The sequence below is a fragment of the Ignavibacteriales bacterium genome, assembly GCA_026390595.1.
Taxonomy (GTDB): domain Bacteria; phylum Bacteroidota; class Ignavibacteria; order UBA10030; family UBA10030; genus UBA9647.
Window position 1 is genome coordinate 1 of record JAPLFQ010000013.1, and the last position, 23,426, is coordinate 23,426.

Annotated in this window: 20 protein-coding genes; all 20 read right to left on the reverse strand. The window is 53.5% G+C overall.

The genetic code is table 11. From position 1 onward, the window contains the following. The coding region (locus NTU47_05690) for a response regulator (GenBank protein ID MCX6133289.1) at positions 1 to 728 on the reverse strand (728 nt) is incomplete at its 3' end. Positions 729 to 971: 243 nt separating this feature from the next. Then, on the reverse strand, positions 972 to 1,694 hold the full coding sequence (locus NTU47_05695; protein ID MCX6133290.1) for a response regulator: 723 nt from the start codon (positions 1,692 to 1,694) through the stop codon (positions 972 to 974). Next, a complete protein-coding gene (locus tag NTU47_05700) occupies positions 1,687 to 3,471 on the reverse strand; it encodes an ATP-binding protein (protein MCX6133291.1) in 1,785 nt (594 codons plus the stop codon). The genes NTU47_05695 and NTU47_05700 overlap by 8 nt, the downstream gene beginning before the upstream one ends. 106 nt (positions 3,472 to 3,577) lie before the next feature. Continuing rightward, entirely contained in the window at positions 3,578 to 5,842 is a 2,265-nt protein-coding gene (locus NTU47_05705; GenBank protein ID MCX6133292.1) for a PAS domain S-box protein, read from the reverse strand. 110 nt (positions 5,843 to 5,952) lie between these two features. Next, on the reverse strand, positions 5,953 to 7,653 hold the full coding sequence (locus NTU47_05710; protein MCX6133293.1) for a GspE/PulE family protein: 1,701 nt from the start codon (positions 7,651 to 7,653) through the stop codon (positions 5,953 to 5,955). After that, positions 7,650 to 7,988 (reverse strand): zinc ribbon domain-containing protein, encoded by a 339-nt coding sequence (locus NTU47_05715; protein MCX6133294.1) that lies wholly within the window; start codon positions 7,986 to 7,988, stop codon positions 7,650 to 7,652. Before NTU47_05715 ends, NTU47_05710 begins: the two co-directional genes overlap by 4 nt. Then, positions 7,985 to 8,383 carry a response regulator gene (locus NTU47_05720; GenBank protein MCX6133295.1) on the reverse strand — a complete coding sequence of 133 codons (399 nt, stop codon included), beginning with the start codon at positions 8,381 to 8,383 and terminating at the stop codon, positions 7,985 to 7,987. The genes NTU47_05715 and NTU47_05720 overlap by 4 nt, the downstream gene beginning before the upstream one ends. Positions 8,384 to 8,447: 64 nt before the next feature. Continuing rightward, complete coding sequence (locus tag NTU47_05725; protein ID MCX6133296.1) at positions 8,448 to 8,837, reverse strand: hypothetical protein; 390 nt, start codon at positions 8,835 to 8,837, stop codon at positions 8,448 to 8,450. Between the two features lie 40 nt (positions 8,838 to 8,877). Beyond that, a complete protein-coding gene (locus tag NTU47_05730) occupies positions 8,878 to 9,318 on the reverse strand; it encodes a hypothetical protein (GenBank protein ID MCX6133297.1) in 441 nt (146 codons plus the stop codon). 120 nt (positions 9,319 to 9,438) lie between these two features. Next, positions 9,439 to 9,819 carry a response regulator transcription factor gene (locus NTU47_05735; GenBank protein MCX6133298.1) on the reverse strand — a complete coding sequence of 127 codons (381 nt, stop codon included), beginning with the start codon at positions 9,817 to 9,819 and terminating at the stop codon, positions 9,439 to 9,441. A 353-nt stretch (positions 9,820 to 10,172) separates the two neighbouring features. Continuing rightward, positions 10,173 to 10,805 carry a response regulator transcription factor gene (locus tag NTU47_05740; GenBank protein MCX6133299.1) on the reverse strand — a complete coding sequence of 211 codons (633 nt, stop codon included), beginning with the start codon at positions 10,803 to 10,805 and terminating at the stop codon, positions 10,173 to 10,175. After that, positions 10,802 to 15,898 (reverse strand): PAS domain S-box protein, encoded by a 5,097-nt coding sequence (locus NTU47_05745; GenBank protein ID MCX6133300.1) that lies wholly within the window; start codon positions 15,896 to 15,898, stop codon positions 10,802 to 10,804. Before NTU47_05745 ends, NTU47_05740 begins: the two co-directional genes overlap by 4 nt. Beyond that, positions 15,895 to 16,359: a PAS domain-containing protein gene (locus NTU47_05750; protein ID MCX6133301.1), complete on the reverse strand. Its 465-nt coding sequence runs from the start codon at positions 16,357 to 16,359 to the stop codon at positions 15,895 to 15,897. The genes NTU47_05745 and NTU47_05750 overlap by 4 nt, the downstream gene beginning before the upstream one ends. Positions 16,360 to 16,830: 471 nt before the next feature. Next, the gene (locus NTU47_05755) at positions 16,831 to 17,571 is read right to left on the reverse strand and encodes a succinate dehydrogenase/fumarate reductase iron-sulfur subunit (GenBank protein MCX6133302.1); all 741 of its coding nucleotides are present in this window, start codon (positions 17,569 to 17,571) and stop codon (positions 16,831 to 16,833) included. Further along, complete coding sequence (locus NTU47_05760) at positions 17,571 to 19,484, reverse strand: fumarate reductase/succinate dehydrogenase flavoprotein subunit (protein MCX6133303.1); 1,914 nt, start codon at positions 19,482 to 19,484, stop codon at positions 17,571 to 17,573. Before NTU47_05760 ends, NTU47_05755 begins: the two co-directional genes overlap by 1 nt. Before the next feature lie 55 nt (positions 19,485 to 19,539). After that, on the reverse strand, positions 19,540 to 20,202 hold the full coding sequence (locus tag NTU47_05765) for a succinate dehydrogenase cytochrome b subunit (GenBank protein ID MCX6133304.1): 663 nt from the start codon (positions 20,200 to 20,202) through the stop codon (positions 19,540 to 19,542). 271 nt (positions 20,203 to 20,473) lie between these two features. Continuing rightward, the gene (locus NTU47_05770; GenBank protein ID MCX6133305.1) at positions 20,474 to 21,361 is read right to left on the reverse strand and encodes a permease-like cell division protein FtsX; all 888 of its coding nucleotides are present in this window, start codon (positions 21,359 to 21,361) and stop codon (positions 20,474 to 20,476) included. A 2-nt stretch (positions 21,362 to 21,363) separates the two neighbouring features. Then, positions 21,364 to 22,194, reverse strand: a complete 831-nt coding sequence (pheA, locus tag NTU47_05775) for a prephenate dehydratase (GenBank protein ID MCX6133306.1) — start codon at positions 22,192 to 22,194, stop codon at positions 21,364 to 21,366. A gap of 12 nt (positions 22,195 to 22,206) precedes the next feature. Continuing rightward, positions 22,207 to 22,713, reverse strand: a complete 507-nt coding sequence (locus NTU47_05780) for a hypothetical protein (protein MCX6133307.1) — start codon at positions 22,711 to 22,713, stop codon at positions 22,207 to 22,209. 99 nt (positions 22,714 to 22,812) lie between these two features. Then, positions 22,813 to 23,412: a hypothetical protein gene (locus tag NTU47_05785; GenBank protein MCX6133308.1), complete on the reverse strand. Its 600-nt coding sequence runs from the start codon at positions 23,410 to 23,412 to the stop codon at positions 22,813 to 22,815. Positions 23,413 to 23,426 lie beyond the last annotated feature (14 nt).

The following is a 23,426-nucleotide window of genomic DNA, read 5'->3' on the forward strand; positions in this document are numbered from 1 at the left end:
TCGAGTTCACCTAACCCATGGACCCAACGCTCCTCGCCGTTGTCATGTCGAACTATCTTGTATTCCTTGTCGAAAAGTGAACATTTCGCAATTACTTCCCTGGCAAAATACTCCAGCATCATGTCACGACAATCCGGATGAATGAGTGAACCCCATCCTTCAACTGAACGAACATAATTTTCATCAATGCCGAAGATCCCGTCCAGCACTACCGAACTTGTCCAGGTTCCCTTCGGAATTTCAAGGACATAGGTCCCCAGGCCCGCGATCACCTGAGATTCCATAAGCAGGTGTTGGCTGTCCCGCAGATCGACAGCTTGCCGTTCAAGCTCTTCGCGCAAACGACCTATTTCAATATGGGTATGGACGCGTGCCAGAACTTCTTCTGCGTGGAACGGCTTGGTGATGTAGTCGACGCCACCCGCCTTGAAACCCTGGAGTTTGTCCTTGGTTTCGTCCATCACACTCAGGAACACTATGGGCAAATCACTGGTCGCTGAATCCGCCTTCAACCGGGCACACACTTCATAACCGCTCAGATCCGGAAGCTTGATGTCGAGCAATAGCAGGTCCGGCTTCGCGGCCTGAATGGACGCCAGTGCTTCCAGTCCGGACTTCGCGGCACGAACAGAGTAGCCACGCTCAGTTAACATGTGTGAAAGGAGGCGCAGATTGTCGAGCGTGTCATCGACAATCAGGATGCTTCCACCAGGCGTGTTATGTCTCATGGCATTTCTCCCGAATGTGGCTTACCGCAGTGCACACTTCAGATAATTTCGTGGTCAATCGAATTGCGACCACGTGGGTAACAATCACCTTCCCGAGCTCGATTAAGTGACCGGCACACCGCGCCGTGTAAGAAGTCCGATTCGATGTAGAAGTCCGTCTTGGTGTAGAAGCCCGTCTTCTGACTATGGTTTCTCTCTGTGAAAAGACGGACTTCTTACTTTGGTAACGGACTTCTGCCATGGTTAAAGAGCACCCCCCGGCGAAGTCTTCTGAGCAATCCCTGGGAAGTACAGCTCCGCGCAGTCCGGGCAGATCCCATGCGTCAACTTCGCGTCGGTGTGTTCTACCAGGTATTTCTCAAGTTGATTCCAGAAGCCCTTATCGTCGCGAATTTTCTTGCAGGAAGAACAAATCGGAACCAATCCATCCAGAGTCCTGATATTTTCCAGTGCTGATTGCAGTTCCTCTATCAGCTTTTCGCGCTCTTGTTCCACCCGCCGGCGCTCGGCGATTTCAATGGTAAGCCGTTCGTTGGACAATTCCAGGTCTTCAGTGTGTCGCTTCAGCTCAGTGCGCAAATGGCTTAGATTAACTTGCGTTTGGACGCGCGCCAGGACTTCTTGCTCGTGGAACGGCTTAGTGACATAATCGATGCCTCCGACCTCGAATCCATGGAGTTTGTCCTTGATTTCGTCCAATGAGCTGAGAAACATAATGGGCACATCACGCGTCGCCACATCCGCTTTTAGCAGGGTACAAACTTCATATCCGCTCAGATCCGGAAGCTTGATGTCGAGCAAAACCATGTCTGGCTTTGCGGCCTGAATGGACGCGAGCGCTTCCCGTCCGGATTTGGCTGCGCGGACAGAATGGCCGCCAGCGGTTAACATTTGTGAGAGCAGGCGCAAATTATCAAGTGTGTCGTCGACAATCAGGATGTTTCCGCCGCGCTTGTCTCTATGCATGGATATCCCCTTCAGTCGCGGCGCGGCAAAGCGCCGCCCGGATGGTATCGTAATCAAAATTCTTCGCGCATGTGCGTAACCTCGTCGCCGCGGCCGGGTTTTGCACGCACAGGCGATCGGCAAGCTCGGTAATCTTTAGAGCATCAGTACTGGTCACCGCCCCGTCCAGTTCCGCCCGCATCTCAGGATCTATGGATCGCAGGTCCATTTCGCCATCGGGCGGCAACGCCCCTCCTGCATCCTCCACCAGCTTTTCTTCATACACATACTGAAGCCCAACGTGCTTTGCCATGACCTCAAAAATCTCGTGTTCCCGGTACGGTTTTCCCACAAAGTCATCACAGCCCGCCGCGATGATATCTTCCCGCTCCTCTCCAAAAACATGAGCAGAAAGCGCAACCACTTTGGTGCGATTTCCTTTTTCAGTAGATTTGATTCGCCGCGTCGCCTCCAGTCCGTCCATCACCGGCATCCGGATGTCCATCCAAACAAAGTCAGGTTGCCATTGTTCAACTACGTCCACGGCCTCGCGACCATTGGAGACTGCACGCACATCAAGACCCACCGATGTAAGCAGCTTGACGAGAAGAGTCCGATTTGCCTCCGTGTCCTCCGCTACAAGCACGCGTGGAACCTTTTGCCGGGGCTCCAGTCCAATAACCCGTCGCGCAAGGGGCCTTTCCACAAAGTCTCCCCCTTTCCCCTCAGCAATGGGTATCTCGAAACGGAAGATGCTTCCCTCTCCCACATGGCTTCTGACAGAGATTTCTCCTCCCATCATCCGAATATAATCCTGACTGATTGCCAGTCCCAATCCCGTGCCGCTTCTGGAGAGCTTGCCGCTTTCGGTTTGGATGAAATACTTGAAAAGCTTGTCTTTTTCACCTTCTGCGATTCCCGGTCCGGTGTCTTCCACTTCTACACAAAGAATCATCTCCTCAGGACCTTCCTTCCGATGAGAGAGGCGCATCGTGACATAACCGTTTTGTGTGAACTTGACCGCATTCCCCAGCAGGTTGATCAACACGACGCGAAGTTTTTTTTCATCCGCTACGACGTAGCGAGGCAGTTCATCGATTCCGTAGATTTCGAAGAGCAGCTCTTTAGAGTCCGTCCGGACTTGAAACATCTTCTTCAGGTCAAGGATCAGGGCATGGAGATCAAAGGCGAAAGGTTCCAGCGTGACACGATTCGACTCGATCTTGGCGATCTCGAGCACATCGTTGATCAGTTCCAGTAAATGCTCCCCACTGCGATTGATAATCTTCAAGTTGTCCTGATGTTCGCGTAATAGTGAAGCATCTCTCTGCATGAGTTGTGAGTACCCCAGGATGGCGTTCAGTGGTGTGCGAAGTTCGTGGCTCATGTTTGCGAGAAAAGCGCTCTTGGCATGGTTCGCCGCTTCTGCTTGTTTTTGTGCCTCGCTCGCCCGCTCATTTGCACGCCGCATGGCTTCGGCAACGGTTGATATCATCGTGCCTGTAAGAACGAAAACGGCCACGCCAAGCCAATCGGCAGGGTTTTTTACGAACGGTTGTGCCGCAATCACAAACCACAACGTTGTTGCGATGAGACAGCCAAGCAACGTCCCTAGTAATCCCGACCAGAAGCCTCCGTATATCGCAATGACCATAACGGCGGGATAGAACGTCAACCACGCGAGAGTTGAACCAAGTGAATGGAGTGGCCACACTCGCAACGCGGCAGCTACCGCGATGATTGCGACAGTGACAATGAGACGCTTGAATGTCAATGGGGTAATACGATTCAAGAACATAGTTGCTTTCTCATCTTCACGTGGGTGCCCGGCGCCATGTGAGAAGTCCGTCGCCGTGTAGAAGTCGGACTTCTCAAGCAGGTTCTCGATGTAGAAGTCCGACTTCTCACCTGGACGGACTTCCCCCCGGCGAAGTCTTCGCAGCAAGCCCCGGGAAGTACAGCTCGGCACACTCCGGGCAGAGTCCATGCGTCAACTTCGCGTCCGTGTGGTCCACAATATATTTTTCCAGTTGGTTCCAGTAACCCTTGTCGTCGCGTATTTTTTTGCAGTGAGCGCAAATAGGGACCAAGCCATCCAAAGTCCTCACATTCTCGAGAGTGGTTTTCAATTCTTTGATGATCGATTCCCGCTCCTGCTCGGCCCGCTTGTGGGCGGTGATGTCGCGTGCAACTCCTACTGTCGCGATCACCTTTCCAGACTCATCTTTCACGACCGATGTCCAGAGCTCTATTGGAAAGTCAGTCCCATCTTTCCGGCGGTTGAAGATTTCACCATACCATCCCCCGGCAAGCGTTTCTTTCAGGATTTTGCTCCCGATCTCCGGAGAAGTCTTCCCCGAACGGACAATTACAACCGGATGGCCAACCAACTCTTCACGAGTATATCCATACGTGTGCAAGAAGGCATCGTTCACGAAGATGATATTGTCATCAAGATCTGTAACGGACACGCAGTCTTTCGTCGAGGAGAGGGTCTGCGCCAGCAATCTGATCTCGCGTTCCGCTTTCTTGCGTCCGCTGACGTCACGGATGATACCCGTGAACATCACAGAATCATCAACCTTCACCATCGCCAGGGAGAGTTCGATCGGGAATTCACTCCTGTCGCTCCTCAATCCGACTAACTCCACAGTTTTCCCAATGACCCTCGGCTTACCCGTTTCCAGCAGCCGATGCATTCCAATCCGGTGAGCGTCCCGATAACCTTCTGGAATGATCAGATTCAGTTGCATACCCAACGCCACATCGGACGAATAGCCAAAGATTCGCTCGGCCGCTTCGTTCCAGGAAAGGATGGCCCCTTCTTCTCCGACGGTCACGATGGCGTCTGTCGCTGTCCGCACGACGGCGCGCCATCGTTCTTCACTCCTTCGCATTTGCTCTTGAGCGAGCTTCAACTCCGTGACATCCTGGAGCGTGGTGCGAATTCCGGTGATGCGCCCGTCGGCATCCCGCAGAATCGTATCTTCGCTCACGACATCAATCGTCGTCATGTCTTTTCGACGGTAGACGCGCTCGACGCCTTTCGCCGGCGGTTTGGTGCCGGCCAATTTAGCAAGGACCGACTGCCTTGAGGCCTCCTGGTCGTCGAGAAATTCCCACACGAAGTGTCCCAGCATTTCTTCGAGGCGATAGCCGAGCGACCGGAGTTCGGTTTGGTTGACCCGAGAAATACGCCCTTCCAGGTCCAGTTCGTGATATGCTACCGGGGCATCGTCGAACAGCTCCTTGAAGTATTTCTCGCTTTCGATCTGTTCCTTCTCCATGCGCTTGCGTTTCGCATCGAGTTTGTTGAGCGATCGGGCGGTTCTCCACGTCAGAACCAACGCAATGGCGATGTATGCAGCCGCTGCAATGACATCGCCAAACTGATTGCCATAGAGACCGTTCCTTTCACCCTCCGTAGTGATCCAGCCAATAAGGATCGGTATGCCCACTGCAGCAGGCAACAGGCGGCGGGCCATGAAACCACCGAACCCGTCGACAATAATTTCGCCGATGATTCCATCGTCGGGATTGAGCGATAATACTCCGATAGAGAGAAGAATGAATGTCATCGCACCATGAGCAGCCATCCGCGTGTGCACGGCGTAGCCCAGGAATTCCGGCAAATTGGGGATGTAGCCGAGCAGACCAATCAACCCCAGAACGCCCACAATCGTCGCCAGGATCTGACTGAACACAATGCCGCGGCGACTTCTCGCTTCAAGCACAAAAAAAGCAATGCCAACGCAAACAAAGCTCACGGCAGCGCTGAAAGGCATTCGCCCCCCATGCAATGCACCAGCCGCTCCTGGTAAATCCTTAAACAGAAGTTGGTCTATTCCGGCATTCCAGCCAAACGTATACTCTATTGATGTGAGTAGCCCGATCAGGATGACGAACAACGCGAGAGCCTGTGAAACGCGTCTCAGCTTCATGCTTTGCGCTGACGAGTGTAGAAGCAACATGCATGTTCCAGCGAGCATAAATGCAAGCGCCGCGTTCGCTTTCATGGAAACCATGCTTGGGTGCAGGCTCTTCAAGAGTGGAATCTCAAACATCCAGCCGACAAGAACGATTGAACCGACGACAACCGCGGCGCCACCCGAGATACGCGGAAACGCGTTGATCCACATGTTGAGGGAATTGTTCGCTTGTTGGTTCATTATCTATCCATCCAAGTAAGAAGTCCGTCGCCTTGTAGAAGTCGGACTTCTCAGGCAGGTTCTCGACGTAGAAGTCCGACTTCTCACCTGGACGGACTTCTACCTTCTTCTTAAATCGTCTTCTTTGAAATCCGCCGCACCTCATCGAGTGTAGTGATTCCCGCCAGGGCTTTTTGTACACCGTCGAAGTACATGTCACGGAAGCCGTTCGCGGCGGCAAGAGCCCGAAGTTTGCTCGTCGTTACCTGTCCATAAATCATGTCGCGCATCTCCTCCGTTATCACAAAGACCTCATGGATGGCGACCCTCCCTTTGTATCCGCCTCCTCCACAGTAGGTGCAGCCGCGCCCGCGGAAAAACGGTGTCCCCCGTGGAAGGAGAGCCAAACCGAGTTCATCGAGCGTATTGGCATCGGGAACATACTCTTCTTTGCAGCGCGCACAAATCTTGCGGACCAATCGTTGCCCAAGGATCCCGATCACTGACGCACTGACCCAGAACGACTCGATCCCGAGATTGATCATACGTGAAATCGCTCCCACAGCGTCGTTGGTATGAAGTGTGCTCAAAACAAGATGCCCGGTCAACGCTGCTTCCGTTGCAATGGTCCCCGTTTCCGTATCCCGGATTTCCCCGAGAAGAATGACATTCGGATCCTGGCGAAGGATGGCGCGCAGTATCGAGGCAAACGTAAGTCCGCGGTCCGCGTTCACCTGGACCTGATTGACAAGTTCGAGCATGTACTCCACGGGATTTTCAACTGTCGTAATATTGCGATCCATGCTTCTGATCTCATTCAAGCCGGCGTAGAGCGTCGTGGTTTTTCCGCTGCCTGTCGGACCGGTAACCAGCACGATTCCGTTCGGCAGCCTGAGCAGCGAACGGAACAATGAGAGGTTCGCATCCGAGAAACCGAGATTGTCCAGATTGGCCATCATCGCGGTGGTGCTGAGGAGCCGCAACACCATCTTGTTCCCGAACAACAGAGGAAGTGAGCTGACCCGAACATCGATCTCGCGATCAGCGAATTTGAGAGACATTCTGCCATCCTGCGGAATCAATTGCTCGAACATGTCCATTCCGGATTTCGCTTTCAGAATAGAAAGGATCCCCGGGTGATACGACATCGGCAGAGACACGATGCGCCGAAGATAACCATCAACGCGGAACCGGATCAGGAGTTCGTGCTTCCCCGGCTCTATATGGATATCGCTGGCGCCCATCTTTGCCGCCCGGAGCAGGAGCTCCTCTGCAAGCCGGGCCATGGTTTCTTCCGCTTTCCCATCATCAGAGAATCCTTTGATTTTCCCCTCTCCCACCCGAATATCGAATTTGTCCAGATCAAACAACGATCCGACCCTTTGTACTTTGTCAAGGGCACCCGAATACTTGCTCAGGGCAGACTCGAAATCAGAGACAGTCGAGATGACCGGGAGCACCCTGTAACCGCTGATTTTCTGCAACAGCACGCGGATTTGAGGAGTTGGTGGATCGACGAATGCAACGGTCAGTTCCAATCCCATCTGGAAAATCGGAAGCACCCGATAACCGACGATTTCTTCTTCCGCGAAGATGCCGGTGGGCGCCGTTGCCATTTCGCGGGCAACATGCATCTGCGGAAGGTTGAACGACTTCGCGATAGTCCCGGCGACATCGGTTTCGGCCACATTCAGGATTTTGACGAGGCTTTTTGCGATTCCCTCGCGCCCGACGGCGTCGTCGAATTGCGACCGCTTCCCCTTCAGCACCTCTCCGTCGATTCTCCCTTCCTTGAGCAGGACGTCAATCAATTGCTGATATTCAGTGGTCATTTCGTCCTCCCGAACAGTTTGTCAATGTCGTCCTGACGGAGGCTTTCAAGGGAATCCTCTTCCTTCTTGAGCTTCGTCCGCAGGGAGAGAAGCTCTTTAATATCGCGGGCCGTGTACTGCCCTGGTCTGTCCGGCTGCGGCATTTCTAATGGGTCAGAAGGTGAAGACATCTCTTTGGGCATTTCCAGTAGCTTGAATCCGCACATGCCACAGTACGTATCGCCGAACGGGTTCACGATCTTGCAGCGATCACACATCACTCCGATCGCAATACCGCAGTCACGGCAGAACTTGCGGCCATCTTCGTTGTCAGCATCACAGTGTGTGCATTTCATGAGGCACTCCCCGGTCTGCTCGCAAGAATCTCGATGGCTTGATTTATCACCTCCTCGAACCTCTCCCTGTCAAAAGGCTTGAGAATGTAGAAGTCTGCCCCCGCATTTTTAAATGCCATCACCTTCGACTTGTCCGACAGGGACGAACAGATAACAACAACCGTGTTCGGACTCTCCTTCTTGATTTCCGGCAGCGCCTTTATCCCGTCCAGTTCGGGCATAATGCCGTCGAGGATAACAATGTCAGGCTTCGTCGATCTGGCTTTGTCCAGGCCGGCCCTCCCGTCTTCTGCAGTGTCGATAGTCTCAAACCCGAGGTTCTTGAAGTACCGTGTGAGTATTATCCGGACTTCGCCGGAGTCATCAATGATCAGTGCCGAATATGTCTTGGCCATGAAGGCGATCCTTCCTTTGTGATGACGCCTACTGTTCAACCCTCTGTCTCAACATTTTCTCATATCAATTGCTGAAAATGGTCTTCGTAATTTTTCTGGTCGTGATCGTGGAGGTAACTGTCACCGGGCTGGTGCCGTTATTTCCCTTCACGTTGCCAGTACCAATAATTGTCAGACCTGTCGTGCCAGACACGGTTGCCGTGAATGTCCCGGCTACAGTTTGCGTGAAGCCTTTGGGCAATTTGAAATTCGTGTATGTCCCCGCACCCCCGGCCTGTCGTTGGGACTTTGTCGCGTACTGTTCGGCAACGGCGTAGATTTGCTGCGCCTGCAACGCCAGCTGGTCTCTGTTTTGCTGCATGTTCTGGTCGTCAACCATTCGTAGTCCCACCCTGATCGAAATACCCACGACGATGGTGGCCAGAATCAATAAAAGCAATTGTTGTTGTCCCATGGTTCTTCTCCAGGTTGTTTTGTGACCTCAGACGGTTGTTTTAATTGATTTTCATCCCAACGCTGTCGATGCCGCCAAGCAATGCGTGAGAGTTGTCTCCCCTGATCGAGATGACAGCCTGCGCCGCTCCGCTCTTCTCGGCACAATAGGAGCCCAGAAACGCTATGATCGTGGTCTTCTCATCATGCGATATTTCTTTCCAAACGGCCTCGTCGACCACGACCGTGGCAGAAGCGTTGTCGATCGACTTCACGAACCCATCATGCTTCCACGCCGCTACAGTCCCTTCCTGATCGCGGAGATCCAACGGCAGACGGGCTCCCTTTTCGCGCGTAACCAAATCAACGGCAAAAACGATGAGTGCCAGGACTGTCACAATCCCGGCGATACGGAGAACCTTCTTGTTGCGAGTCTGGCTCACTTTTCCCCGCTCAGCCGTTTCCGCCATCTTCTGCTTCTGTTCTTCTTCTGACCAGCCCATACGCACCTCCTGTGTGTTGTAGAATAGTTAGCCTGCTTATGTGACGCATTCTCCCGTTATTATGATGAAGGTTCTCTTCTTGATTGCAGTGTGTACCCTGTATTCATCCTTACCAAATCCTCACAGTCTGGAATGGGAAAAGGTCTCTGCCAGAGCCTCTATGACATCGATCGCTTTCTCAAACTCCCTCGACTTATCAAAAAAATAGTCTGCCCCGAGCTTTTTGCATTCTTCACGATGCCTGCTTGTCGCATAGTTCGTCAGAACCATTACCAGTGGGTGCGATGCGAGCCCTTTGATGAGAGGCAGGACTTCGAAACCACTGGCGACCGGCATTTTCAAGTCGAGAATGACGAGATCGGGTTTTGATTCGGGGATACGACGTAGCGCCTCTGCACCGTCGGCCGCTTCACCGACGACCTCAGCATTCTTCAATTCTGAGACCATTCGAACGATGCGTTCACGTATTGCCGAGGAATCATCTGCTACAAACAGTTTCATTTTTCTTCACCAGGCCTCTCTGCCATTGTGCTGGCGGTGAAGGATACTCATGTCGCGTTCGATTCGGTATCGGACAATTCCTGATAAGTAGTAGGATTGTTTGCGATGTTCGTAACCGGGTCACTTTTGGGAAAGCTGCAGGAAGGCAATGGTGGCGGGACATCGGGGGATTTCAGCAAAGGAATATTCGATAATAAATGCGGGGAGTAGATTGGGCGAGGGGCGAGTTCGACTGAGTCAGAAGTCCGTCAACAAGTAAGAAGTCCATCGACAGGCAAGAAGTCCGTCTTCTCACCCAGTGTAGCGAAGTAAGAAGACGGACTTCTACACGTGACGGACTTCTACCAGAACCTTCACTCCACCAGCTTGTTCTCAATCGCGTACCGCATCAACTCGGCGTTCGTGTGCAAGTTCATCTTGTCCAGGATATGCGTCCTGTGTGTGTTCACAGTGCTGACACTCAGGTTCAATTGAGCCGCGATATCCGATATTGCTTTCCCCGCTGCGATCAACTGGAGGATCTGGAACTCCCGATCTGAGAGCGCTTCGTGCATCATCAACGGCACTTTCCCACGCACTTTTTCAAGAAGATTTTCCGACAAATTCTGACTCACATACTTGTGTCCCCCTTTTATCTGGCGGATTGCAGTCGCGAGCTCTGTAGCAGCGCCTTCCTTCGAAAGGTACCCATCTGCCCCCGCTTTGACCGCCCTCAGCGCAAAGCGGTCTTCGGGATACATACTCAGAATGAGAACACAGAGGTGGGGAAGCATATTCTTGACTTCTCTCAAAACCTCCATGCCCGGCCTGTCGGGCAGCCCCAGATCCAAAACAAGGATATCGCATTCGGACTCCGCAATCTTGGCGAGAATTTCCGCGGCAGTTCCCGCTTCTCCAACGACGCACAGGTCCGGTTCCTCTCGGAGGATTTTCTTGAACCCTTCCCGAATAAGGACATGATCATCAGCGATGAAAATTCTTATCATAAAGCGACACTCCCATTGGTAAGCGATTGTTCGTACGGTATGCGGAGAAGGATTGTCGTCCCCTTCCCCTCAATCCCGCTAATCTCCAGAGTTCCACCCAACAGAATCGCCCGCTCACGCATGCCGGTAAGTCCGAAAGACTGGATTCTTTGTTGGGCAGCGGATGAGATTCCTATTCCGTTGTCCACGATTGCGAGGACCAGACCCCCGCCTTCCTTTCGAAGCTCGACTTCGACACTCGTGGCCTTGGCATGCCGCGCCACGTTTGTGATGGCTTCCTGGAAGATCCTGTAGACTGCGATCGCTTTCGTTGCTTCAAGTGCGATCGGGTCAACCGTCGAACTGAATGTGCATGCAATGCCGCTTTTCCGTTGGAATATCTCCGCTTCCCACTCCAACGTCGGGATAATTCCAAGTTGGTCCAGGAGCTCAGGCCTTAGCTCGGACAAGATTTCCCGTATGATCGCGATCGCTCTGTCGATCATATCTTGGGACGACTCAATACCTTGAGCGATGACTGAACGTGACGGTACCTTGCTGGTGTCTGTGATTGCCCGGTTCAGCATCGATAAGTCCATTTTGATCGCAGTCAAAGCTTGCCCAAGCTGATCGTGGAACTCCTGCGCCAAATGCTTTCGCTCTTCTTCACGCACACTCTGCAAGTGTCCGGCGAGGAGGTGAAGCTGCTCTCGCGATAGCTTCAGACGCTCCTCACCGAGCTTGCGATCGGTGATGTCGCTGAAGAACGCGGCAAATCTGTTGCCGCCCAGGGCGCTAGCGTATACATCAAACCACCGATGGAGCGAAGCATTGTACTCCTCGAAGTGTATCGGCTCACGAGTTCGGACAAGCTTGCCATAGCGGTCCAGCCACGCCTGCTCAACGATTGGTAGTATCTCCCTGATGCGTTTACCAACCACCTGTTCTCTGCGAAGGCCCGAGTGCTTCTCGTAGGCAGGATTCACATCGAGGATGATGTTGTCGACCGGACGGCCCTCCGCGTCGAAAACCATTTCGCAGAGCTGAATTCCCCCGCCCATCCATTCGAATAGACCGCGGAACTTGGCCTCACTTTCACGAAGGTTTTCTTCCGCCTGCTTGCGCTCAGTAATGTCGCGTGCCAAACCGCGAACTGTCGGCACCGTTACACCTACGGTGCGCAGCGTGTTGAAATATTCCCATATGCGTTTTTCCCCGCTTTTGGTGATCACCGGAAGCAGACCGCTGGCGCTGCCAGTGGCTCGCATTCGAGCCAGGTAACCCTTGAACATCCTCCGACCTTCAGGAGCCAGGAATTTCAGCAAGTTCTTGCCCACCATCTCCTCTTCCGTGAATCCGCTAAGCCTGGTGGCAGCCGGATTTACCGAGAGCAGATTTCCTTCTAAGTCATGTATGCAAATGAGATCGAGGCTGTTTTCTACCAGGTCTCTGTAACGCTCTTCACTTTCACGCATAGCATCTGTCGCCAGCTTGCGCTCGGTGATATCCTGGGCCAGGATGGCGATATTTCCAGCCATCGGTACAACGACGATCCGGAATGAGGTCGGTGTTGGCATGCTTTCGCCAGAGTAGTCGGCCTCAAAGATGCGGGTCTCCCTTGATTCCGCGACCTGCTGATAGGTTCTCAGTATAGGCGTGCCGCGGTGGCCGGGGAACAGCTCCAGCAGTCGCTTGCCCACCACTGCTTGCGGATCCGTGCCGTTCAACCGCGCAACCGCAGCATTCTCATAAATCCAGGTGAAATCGACGACTCGCCCCTGGGCATCGAGTACTGGTTGAAGGATTGTGAACCCATCGGGGGACATATCCTGCGCAATACGGAATTGCTCCTGGCTCGCCCGCAGCGCCACTTCGGCACGCTGGTGCTCGGTGATGTCGCGAAAAACACTCAGCAACAATTCCGGATGACCGGGGATAGAGAGCACCGCGTTGGACATTTCCAGGAAGAGTTGATCGCCACTCCAGATCGTGACTTCCGCTTCCAGGAACGACGCGATTGTGCGATCCCGGAACGCTTCACGATATTGCTCCACTATTTTTTCATTCAGTATTGGAAGGTACGTCTCCGCCAGCGAACGCCCGACCAGTTCTTCGCTCCCTTTCTTAAACAATTGGCAAAACGATTGATTCACCATCACGATGTTTCCCTCTGCGTCAGTGAGCCGCATGCCGTCGAGTGCATGCTCCCACACGGTTCTGAATCTCGCTTCCGATTGGCTGAGATTCTCCAGCACGCGGTGCAATTGTGTTATGTCCCTGTTCACAACAATCAACCCGAAGACGCGATCGTCACTATCGCGCAGAGGCGTTTTCGTGGAGAGAAAGGCTCGCACGAGCTCACCGGTCGCTTCATCTCGCTTCAGTTCAGGTAAATCGTTGACGAGAGCTTCACCGCTCGTCAACACGCGAATGTCTTTCTCCCTCGCATCAGAGACAAAGCGTTCAGGAACGAGGTCTTCATCCCGCAGGCCTACCACCTCGTCCATCGTGTGCTTTCCCAATGCGAGCAAGCAGCCCTTATTGGCAAGGACGAATCTCCTCTCCAGGTCCTTAACCACGATCTCATCGGGAATAGCATCGATGATCGACCGCAACAGGTTGCGTTCTTCTTCAATGAGCCGTTCCGCCTGCTTGCGCTCGGTGATATTTTGAACAGAGCCAAAGATTCTGAGCTTACCCGCAACCGAAGGGTCAGAAACACATTTCATCTTGTTGCTGATCCATAACACTCTGCCATCCTTCGCCACAATCCTGAATTCTTGATTAAGAGATTCTCCTTCGTGCAAGCCGTTGAATTGATCAATAATGGTTTGGCGATCACCCTCGTGAGCTGTAAACAACCAACACTTCTGTTCTCTGAGTTCTTTTTCGTTATAACCGGTTATGGAGTAGAATGCATCAGTGATCCAATCAACCCAATAGCTTTTTTCACCGGAGTGTACACAAGAATATGAAAAGTCAGAACTCAATTGTGATAATGTCTTGAAGCGGGCCTCTGAAACTCTCAATGCATCCTCCGTACGCCTGCGCTCGGTGATGTCGCGGGCTGAAGTGTGCATGTAGAGCTTTCCATCAATCGAAATACACTTGTTGCTAAACTCCGTGTCTATCTTTATTCCTTCAGTTCGCAGTATCTTCGCTCCGCTGACGATTTCTTCTCCGGCAAATATTCGTTGATGAAAAGTCTTGTATGCATCCAGATCAGGATCTTCATGAAGATCGGCAATCCGCATGGTAAGCAATTGTTCACGCGAGTATCCCGTGAGGTCAGATGCAGCTTTGTTGACCGCAACAAATCGGGAATCCTGATCTGAGATGAACACAGAGTCGCGTGAACCCTCAAAGATCGCATCCTGCCATTCGAGCGCTCGTTTGAGGTTGTCTTCCGTTCGCTTGCGCTCGGTAATATCCAGAGCGATCCCGACCATCCCTATGACATTCTCGTCGTTGTCTTTGACAACGGATGAGGAGAGGTAGACAGGGAATTCATTTCCGTCTTTTCGCCGGTTCATCAACTCGCCTTGCCATCCCCTGGCGAGCGTCGCTTCGTGGATGTCCGCGGCCGTTGGAGCTCCATCGGATGGACGCAAGAATTGAATGGTCTTTCCAAGAACCTCGCTTTCCTGATATCCATACGATTCGAGGAAGCTGTCATTTACAAAAATGAGCCGCCCCTCGGTGTCGGTGACCGTGACGCACTCTGATACGCTCTTGATCGTGTGGGCCAAGAGGTGAATCTTTTCCTCAGCACGCTTTCGCTCTGTGATGTCGCGGGCAACCGCAAAAAGAACACCATCATCAGCTGGAGCCGCATGCCACTCCAGCACCTTGTAAGTACCGTCCTTGCACCGATAGCGATTTTCAAAATTGACAGTCGATTGTCCGGCAAGTTGCCTCTCCACTTCAACCATCGTTGATTCCCGATCATCCGGATGCATCAAATCGACATATGAGGTTGCCAGTAGCTGCTCCTGGGAAAACCCCAGGGTCTTTACAAAAGCTCGGTTCACATTTAGGAAATGGCCATCAGGACTTGCTGTGCAAATCATGTCAGGGACGAGGTCAAGTGTACGCTTGAGTTCATCTGTTGTTTTGGCAAGCGCCCCTTCCACCCGCTTGCGCTCGGTGATGTCTTTATCCACGCCGCGGTAACCTTTGAGATTTCCATCTATGTCCACTATGGGCACACCATTGGTCACGAGACAGATTCTTTCGCCCTTCGTCCCGACATTCCAATTCTCAAGGTCCTTTATGGGCGCCTTGTGTGCCGCGATGTCAGAAAATATTGACGCTACTCTCTTCGCTTCATCCGGTGGCATGAAATCGAATAGTGTCTTTCCGATAACATTTTCACGGGAGGGCCCAAATAGGTCAAAGCCCTTTTGCGAACTGTAGGTATAGACGCCGTTCTGATCCACCTCCCACACCCAATCAGCCGAGCTGAATATAATATCCCTCAGTCGCTCTTCGCTGATGCGGAGTTCTGCTTCTGCTTTCTTACGTTCTTCAAGTTCCCGCGCGACGCGCCCGGCAGACGTGTCAATGCGGTTGACGGCGATTCCGGTAAACGCTGCGGTGATTGAAAGGTAAATTGAGAAATCGGCGAAGACGTTTACTTGTGAATATGTCACCGCAGGTGCGGGCAGCAGATTATGCAACGAAAGATACACTATGAGTCCGCCTGCGAGGAGACTGCTAACCGTCACGGTGATGGCGCCCCGTAAGCCAAGCACCAGGCCGGCGAAAACGACGAGCGCTACATTCCCGGCGAAGGAACCCGACGTGATTCCTCCTTCTGTGAAGGTTCCTACTGTAAAGATGAGCCAAAGAGTGGAAGCTGTCAGAATACTGGAGAGATTGAGATGGCCATGGCGGAGGAGAAACATCCCGATGACGGTGCATAACATCGCTGAGGCGATGAATATATTCTGTCCGGCGATGATTGAAGCGGGCGCGACAAGATAGAAGAACACGGCAACAAATACGCAGAGAAAGCAAACGTGAAGTATTTCCGCGCGTCGTTGTTGTTGTTCGTTGTTCCACGTGCCGGGAGTCCTTAAAACCGTCCGTAGCTGTTCCCAAAGAGTCTTCATTTTATGCCTGTACGGGGATGACAGTGTGGAGAGGAGCTTGAGCCGTCCTGTGAAACAATCCTGGAATTGTCGGAGGTTAGGAGCCCGCCGGCATCCAGGATTGCGACTCCAACGGCATCGCGATCCGGCGAGACCAAATTAGCCTGTTCGGCAATACTGGTGACACCCTCCTCGGGGGTGGTAGACCCCAGCAGCTTTGCGAGAGCGGGGTTAACATCAAGAAATTTCATTTCAAAGGAGGAATGGAAGATGCCAGGAGAGGCATTGCAGTGAGAATCGCGATATTGGTACTGACTCTCACGCACGACAGCCGCTGCCTGTTTGCGTTCGGTGACGTCGCGGGAGATGATCTGCACACCACCGACGGTATCATCGTCTGACTGTTCAAGCCTTTTCAGCTCGGCCTTCAGAGTCCCGAGTTCACGGACTAATTGCGCCTTGGTCTTTCGCTCATCTTGCATGAGACACCTTCCGGTTCTCGTTGAATCAATCAGAAATGAAATAGTTTGATGCCCGCAGGTTCCATTTTGTCACGCTGGGGGCACCACAAACAAGAAAACCTCTTTCATCACATTCGTGAGTCCGGAGGTCCATCACAATTCCTCGTTTCTTGAAGCCATCCCCGGCTTCGATATGCGTTCATAGTAAGCCGATTCCAAGCGAGTGTCAAGGAGCCGAGATTTTCCTTCTCTTAACTCTCAATTTTGGCCAGTTTCCATCCAACACGAACCATGGTCCTCACGACATAGGAAGCTCTTGGCGGGGTTTTGGAACAACGAAACAAGAGCGGCAGGAAATACAAGTCTCCACTGCTGTCATCAGGGGTTGTTTCACGTAATAGCACAATAGTCCAAGGCAAGAAAAAAGACCGCATCGCAACAAAAAAAAGGCGACCGATGGTCGCCCTTTTGCTTTCTCTGATGAGAACAGTCTCAGGTAAGTTCTGCAAGCAGAAACTCTCTGTTCAAACGGGCGATGTGCGTGACCGAAATCTTCTTCGGACACTCCGCTTCGCATGCATAGTTGTTTGAACAGTTTCCGAAACCTTCCTTGTCCATCTGCTCAATCATCTTGAGGACGCGCTCCTTGCGTTCGACCTTCCCTTGCGGCAACAATGCCAGGTGAGAGACCTTCGCCGCAACGAAGAGCATCGCAGAGGAATTCGGACAGGCCGCCACACACGCGCCGCAACCGATGCATGCCGCCGCATCCATCGCCTCTTCGGCATCAGGTCTCGGAATCTGTATCGAGTTTGCCTCGGGCACAGCCCCCGTCTTGGATGAAATATACCCGCCGGCCTGGATAATCCTGTCGAGCGACGTGCGGTCGACAATCAGGTCCTTGAGGATCGGGAACGACTTGGAGCGCCATGGCTCGGCGACAATCGTCTCCCCGTCCTTGAACCCGCGCATCCGCAACTCACAGGTCGCGATGCCCCGGCCCGGACCGTGGGAACGCCCGTTGATCACGAGGCCGCAACTCCCACAAATGCCTTCCCGGCAATCGTGGTCGAATGCAACCGGCTCTTCCCCCTTCTTCACCAGGTCGATGTTGAGGATGTCGAGCACCTCCAGGAAAGACGCGTCGGGAAACACGTTCTTGACTTCGTACTCAACAAACCTGCCCCGGTCGTCCCGATTCTTCTGGCGCCAAATCTTCAGTTTGAAATCCATTACTTGTAGCTCCTTTGTGACGGTTTCACGTACTCGAACGTCAGTTGCTCTTTATTCAGGATCGGCTTCTTGCCAACGCCCGTAAACTCCCACGCTGCTACATAAGAGAATTTCTTGTCGTTCCGCTGGGCTTCCCCTTCTACCGTCTGGTGTTCCTCACGGAAATGACCGCCGCATGATTCCTCGCGATGCAGCGCATCGTAGGCAAGCAGCTCGCCAAGTTCAAGGAAATCGGCTACTCTTCCGGCCCGTTCCAGTTCTGCGTTCAGATCGTCCGATGCTCCAACGACTTTCACGTTCTTCCAGAACTCTTCGCGCACCGCAGGGATCTCCTTGAGAGCCTTCTGAAGGCTGGTCTTGTTTCTTCCCATGCCCACGTTGTCCCACATGATCTTCCCCAATTCACGGTGAAACTCTTCCACGGTCTTCTTGCCATTGATCGACATCAGCTTCCTGATCAATTCATCGACATCCGCCTGCGTCTTCTTGAACGCGTCGTCATCTGTTTTCACCGGTTTGAATTTCGTGGAGGCCAGATAGTCCCCCATCGTGTACGGGATGATGAAATACCCGTCTGCAAGCCCCTGCATCAGCGCGCTCGCTCCGAGACGGTTCGCGCCGTGATCGGAGAAGTTCGCCTCGCCGAGCACGAACAAACCGGGGATCGAGCTCATCAGGTTATAGTCCACCCACAGCCCGCCCATCGTGTAGTGCACCGCGGGATAGATCCGCATGGGAGCCTGGTACGGATTTTCCGCCGTGATCTCATGATACATGTCGAACAGGTTCCCGTACCGCTCTTCAATCACGTGCTTTCCAAGTCGATTGATGGATTCGGCAAAATCAAGATACACTGCAAGCTTGGTCGGGCCGACGCCAAATCCCTTGTCGCACATTTCTTTTGCCCGGCGGGACGCCACGTCGCGTGGCACGAGATTTCCAAACGACGGATACATCCGCTCGAGATAGTAGTCGCGTTCTTCTTCCGGAATATCCTGCGGCTTGCGCGTGTCGCCCTTCGCCTTCGGCACCCAGATGCGTCCGTCGTTGCGAAGGCTCTCGCTCATCAGCGTGAGCTTCGACTGGTAATCGCCGCTCTGCGGGATGCACGTCGGATGGATTTGCGTGAAGCATGGATTTGCGAACGCAGCGCCCTTCTTGTGTGCGCGCCAGATCGCGGTCGCGTTGCTGGCTTTCGCCATCGTGGAAAGATAAAAGGTGTTTCCATATCCGCCGGTTGCAAGTACCACCGCGTTGGCGGCATAGGTTTCGAGTTTTCCCGTCACAAGGTCGCGGACCACAATGCCGCGCGCCTGTCCGTCGACCAGAACAAGATCGAGCATCTCGCGACGCGGGAAGAACTTCACCGTCCCGGCCTTGACCTGCCGGCTCATCGCAGAATACGCGCCGAGCAGAAGCTGCTGGCCCGTCTGACCCCGTGCATAGAACGTACGGGAAACCTGTGCGCCTCCGAACGACCGGTTGTCGAGGTAGCCCGAGTAGTCGCGGGCAAACGGGACACCCTGCCCAACACACTGATCGATGATGCTGCCGCTGACCTGCGCGAGGCGGTAGACGTTCGCTTCACGCGCGCGGTAGTCACCGCCTTTGACGGTATCATAGAACAGACGCCAGATGCTGTCACCGTCGTTCGCGTAATTCTTCGGAGCATTGATTCCCCCCTGGGCAGCGATGCTGTGAGCCCGGCGGGGCGATTCGTGATAGGAAAAGGAGAGGACGTTGTATCCAAGTTCACCCAGGCTCGCAGCAGCCGAAGCACCGGCCAGACCCGTTCCAACCACGATGACCGAATACTTGCGCCTGTTGGAAGGATTGACCAGCTTCATTGCGAAGCGGTGATTGTCCCATTGCTTCTCTATCGGACCAGATGGTATCTTTGAGTCAAGCTTCATTGGTTGTAGCTCCCATTGCGATGGTCAACATTCGGGCGACACGGCATCGACGCGTTTACTTGAACCAGAGGAAATATGCCGGCATAGCGGCAAATGCGAGCGGAATGAACAGCCAGAATATCACCGCCACGCTGTCAATGAGCCACTTGTAGCGCTTGTCGCTCAGGCCCAGGGTCTGAAATCCCGACTGGAATCCGTGCCTGAGATGGAAGGCGAGAAAAACCAGCGCGACAAGATAGAACAGGCCATAGACCGGATCGGCGAACGCGGCGGCCACGAGATCGTAGTTCGATTGCGGCGCAGCAGCCCAGAACCGGTTTGGCACCCAGAAGGTCTTCAGGTGCACGACGAGGAAGAAACCCACGAGGCTGGCACTCGCAGTCAGCATCGGGGTCCTGGAGGTAAACGTCGTATTGTCCTTCAGCTGGTACATCTCATATCCAACCGGACGGGACGCGCGGTTCTTCAGCCACACCACGACGCCGCTGATCACGTGAGCAATCAGACCGGCGAACAGCACGATCTCGATCACTCGAATGAACGGGTTCGTGGACATGAACTCCGAGTAGCGATTATATGTCTCTCCACCGTCATGCTTGAAGATGAACAGGTTGATCACGAGGTGGACGACAAGGAAGGTGCAGAGGAAGAGCCCGCTCAGGCTCATGATGATCTTCTTGCCAACAGAAGACCGGTACAAGGCAGTGAATTTATTCATAGATCTTCGATAATGTGATAAATCGAATATTGAGCTTCGGTAATGTGATAAATCGAATATTGAGCTTCGGTAATGTGATAAATCGAATATAGATCTTCGCTAATGTGATCATTCGGATGAAGTCACTCCCAGGTTTGTGCCGCGTATGTACCGAAGGTACCCGCGGTCGGCCAAACCGGGCAGGTGGTGTCAAAGAGTGGGTTCTGCTGGACCTTGATGTGCTCGATCAGCGTGTGGAGAGTGTAGAAAAGAATCCCTGAAAAAGCAATTCTCAATTCTTTTCGTGTACGACGCTTTCGGTGATAAAGCGGCGTATCGAAATGGCGCTTCCGACAAATCCAAGAATGCAGCCGACTACGACGACGATGCCGTAATACAGCGGTTTCACGCGCACGAAATCCGCCAGTTCGGCGGAGATCCACCGCGCGAAGTATTCAAAAACGAGAAAAAGGATGGCCGCCGCAAGTGCGCCGCCGACAAAGCCCTGCACCAGCCCCTCGAGAATAAACGGCCCGCGGACGAACGATTTCGTCGCGCCGATGAGTTTCATCGTTTGAATGATCTTGCGTTTCGCATAAATGGCGAGTCGGATCGTATTGGCCACAAGAAAGACAGACGATATCGTTATAAAGAGGCCCATCCCAAACACGATCCAGAGAAACGTGGTGGCCCGGCGGTCGAGCATCTCCATGAGTGACTTGCGGTAAATGACGTCTTCCACTCCCCTGATCTTCTTCGCAGCCTCATAGACTTCTTCAGCCCCTTTCGCAGTCCGATAGCCATCTTTCAAGAAGATCTTTACAGACGCCGGAAGCGGATTGAAATCGAGGACTTTATGAACATCTTCTCCAAACTCCTCTTTGAAGATTTTGGCCGCATCCTCCTTGGAAACGTATCTCACCTCACGGACGCCCGGGATCAGGGCGATGCTGTCACGCACGATCGATGTCTCGACCGGCGAGATGTAGTCAGCGAGGAACGCCTCCATCTCCACCTTCTCCCGCAGCGATTCGACGACAGTGTTGGCGTTGAGGACAAGAATGGCGAACGACCCGAGCAGGAGGAGCGAGGCGCAGATTGTCATAATGGCCGCGAACGTGGAGAGCTTCGCCCGACGGAATCCCGAAAATCCTTCACGAAATATGTAGCTCAGCTGCATGGTCAACTCTTGATGGTTGATCCGAATGGATAGGCTCCGAGCACCCTCACGAATGTCGTGAGTTCATCGAGGTTCTTCAGCGCCTGACGCACCCTCGCCTCTGCGGGAGAGCCTTCGATATCGAGATAGAAGAGATACTCCCATGGTTTCCCCACGTGCGGGCGCGATTCGATCTTGAGCATGTTGATCTCTCTGAGCGCGAACACCGCAAGCGCTTTGAACAGAGCCCCCGGTGCGTCCTTCACCGCGAACACGAGGGATGTCTTCTCTTCGCTCTTCGCGGGGCCCTTCGCGGCGGAAAGGACAATAAACCGGGTAAAGTTGTGATGGTTGCTTTCGACGTTCCGTTTGAGAATCGACAAACCGTACGTGCGGGCCGCGCGGGCACTCGCAAGCGCAGCCGCGTCCCTTCTCCCTTCATCGCGAATCATCTTGGCGGATCCGGCGGTATCGTAGTAGGCAACGACGCTGACGGCCTTCAGGGAGCGGAGATACTCTTCACACTGCCCGAGCGCCTGCGAATGAGAGTACACAGAACGGATATCCTTCGCCTTCACTCCCGGCAGGACCATCATGTGGAGCTGAATCCGGAGTTTGAGCTCGCCGATAATGTGCAGCTTGTGGCGCAGGAGAAGATCGTAGTTCTGGTGGACGCTGCCAAAGACCGAATTCTCGATCGGAACGACGCCGAACCCTGACGGGTGTGCCGAAGCGAATTCGAAGACATCTTTGAAGCTCTGCTTGGGAAGCAGCTTCGCCCGGGGACCGAAGAAACTGCGCGCGGCTTCTTCGCTGAATGCGCCGGGTTCGCCCTGATATGCGACTTTCACCATGGTCGTGTTCGGTTAGAAATTTGATTCATCCCGCCAGCGAACGATTTGCCACGGCTTCGTCGGATTGGAACGGGCCAATGCGAGCGTGGCATACCCATCGATGCGGGGGTTGTCGCCAGGATTAAATGTGACCGTGAGATTGAAATTGCGGCTCACGCTTGCGTGCAGGTTCATGGAATCGCTGGAGACCGCGATGATGTTGTTCCACACGAGATCGAGCCGCTGCACGTTCATGAACAGTCCGCGCGTCGTCTGCATTTCTTCATCTCTTCCCCACGTCATTTCGACGCCGCGGTCGTAGTCCGTGAAGACGAATGAAAACTCGGAACTCAGCAGCTGGCCGTAGATCGTCGTGTCACGAAACGTGTACGCATACTTCATGTTCTGAAACACTCCGTCGATCGTCGCCGGGTCGCCCAGGATGGAACTCCCCTCCTGCAGATTTTCGTCCAACCCCGGCGCGAAAGGATTGCAGGAGGTGAACAGGAACAGAATCAGAATACTGGCTACCAATCTCATGAGACCCTGAACATCCGCTGATCGAGGTTAGGAATACAGAAGTCAGGAGTCAGAATCTTTGATTCTGTCTTCTGGATTCTGTTTTCTGGATTCTGCATTCTATTGCCCAAACTCGCCTTTTAGATCGCTCCACGTGAAGCTGCTTGTTCCGGTCGGCACATCGATCCATCGCCAGATGACCCAGTTTCTTGACCGGTCGGCGAGCAGGAGGAACTGCGCCTTCCCTGTCGCCTGCTTCGGGACGCTCGCCACGGAGTGCGAAGCGGTGAGCGTGTATGTCGCCTCGTACTGGGCGGAATCCGATTGAATGCTCTGCACAGTCAGCGTCTGAAACACGAGCGATGCAGCCGATCCGCTGGGTATTTTCGAGCGGAGGTTTTCGAAATACTGCTGCTCGGATTGCCTGTTCCAGAAGAGAAATGCGCCGCCATATTTGACTTTCGCCTGTGGTGTCGGCTCGAAACTGAAGCCCCGTCCAGCAGCCGACGAATCGGCAAACGACTTGAGATAGTTGAGAGAATTCAGATCACGGAACGCATTCGACATGTTCGAGAACACGAGCGATGGCTCCGTTGCAGGTGTGTAACTGGAGCTCGACTGCGTTGGCGGTTCAGGCGGCCTCGTCTCAAAGATGTTGCAGCTGAAGAACGTCGCTGCAATCCACAGGCCGAGCATCGGCAATCGGGTCTGCACATTCACGTTCGTGTCCTGAT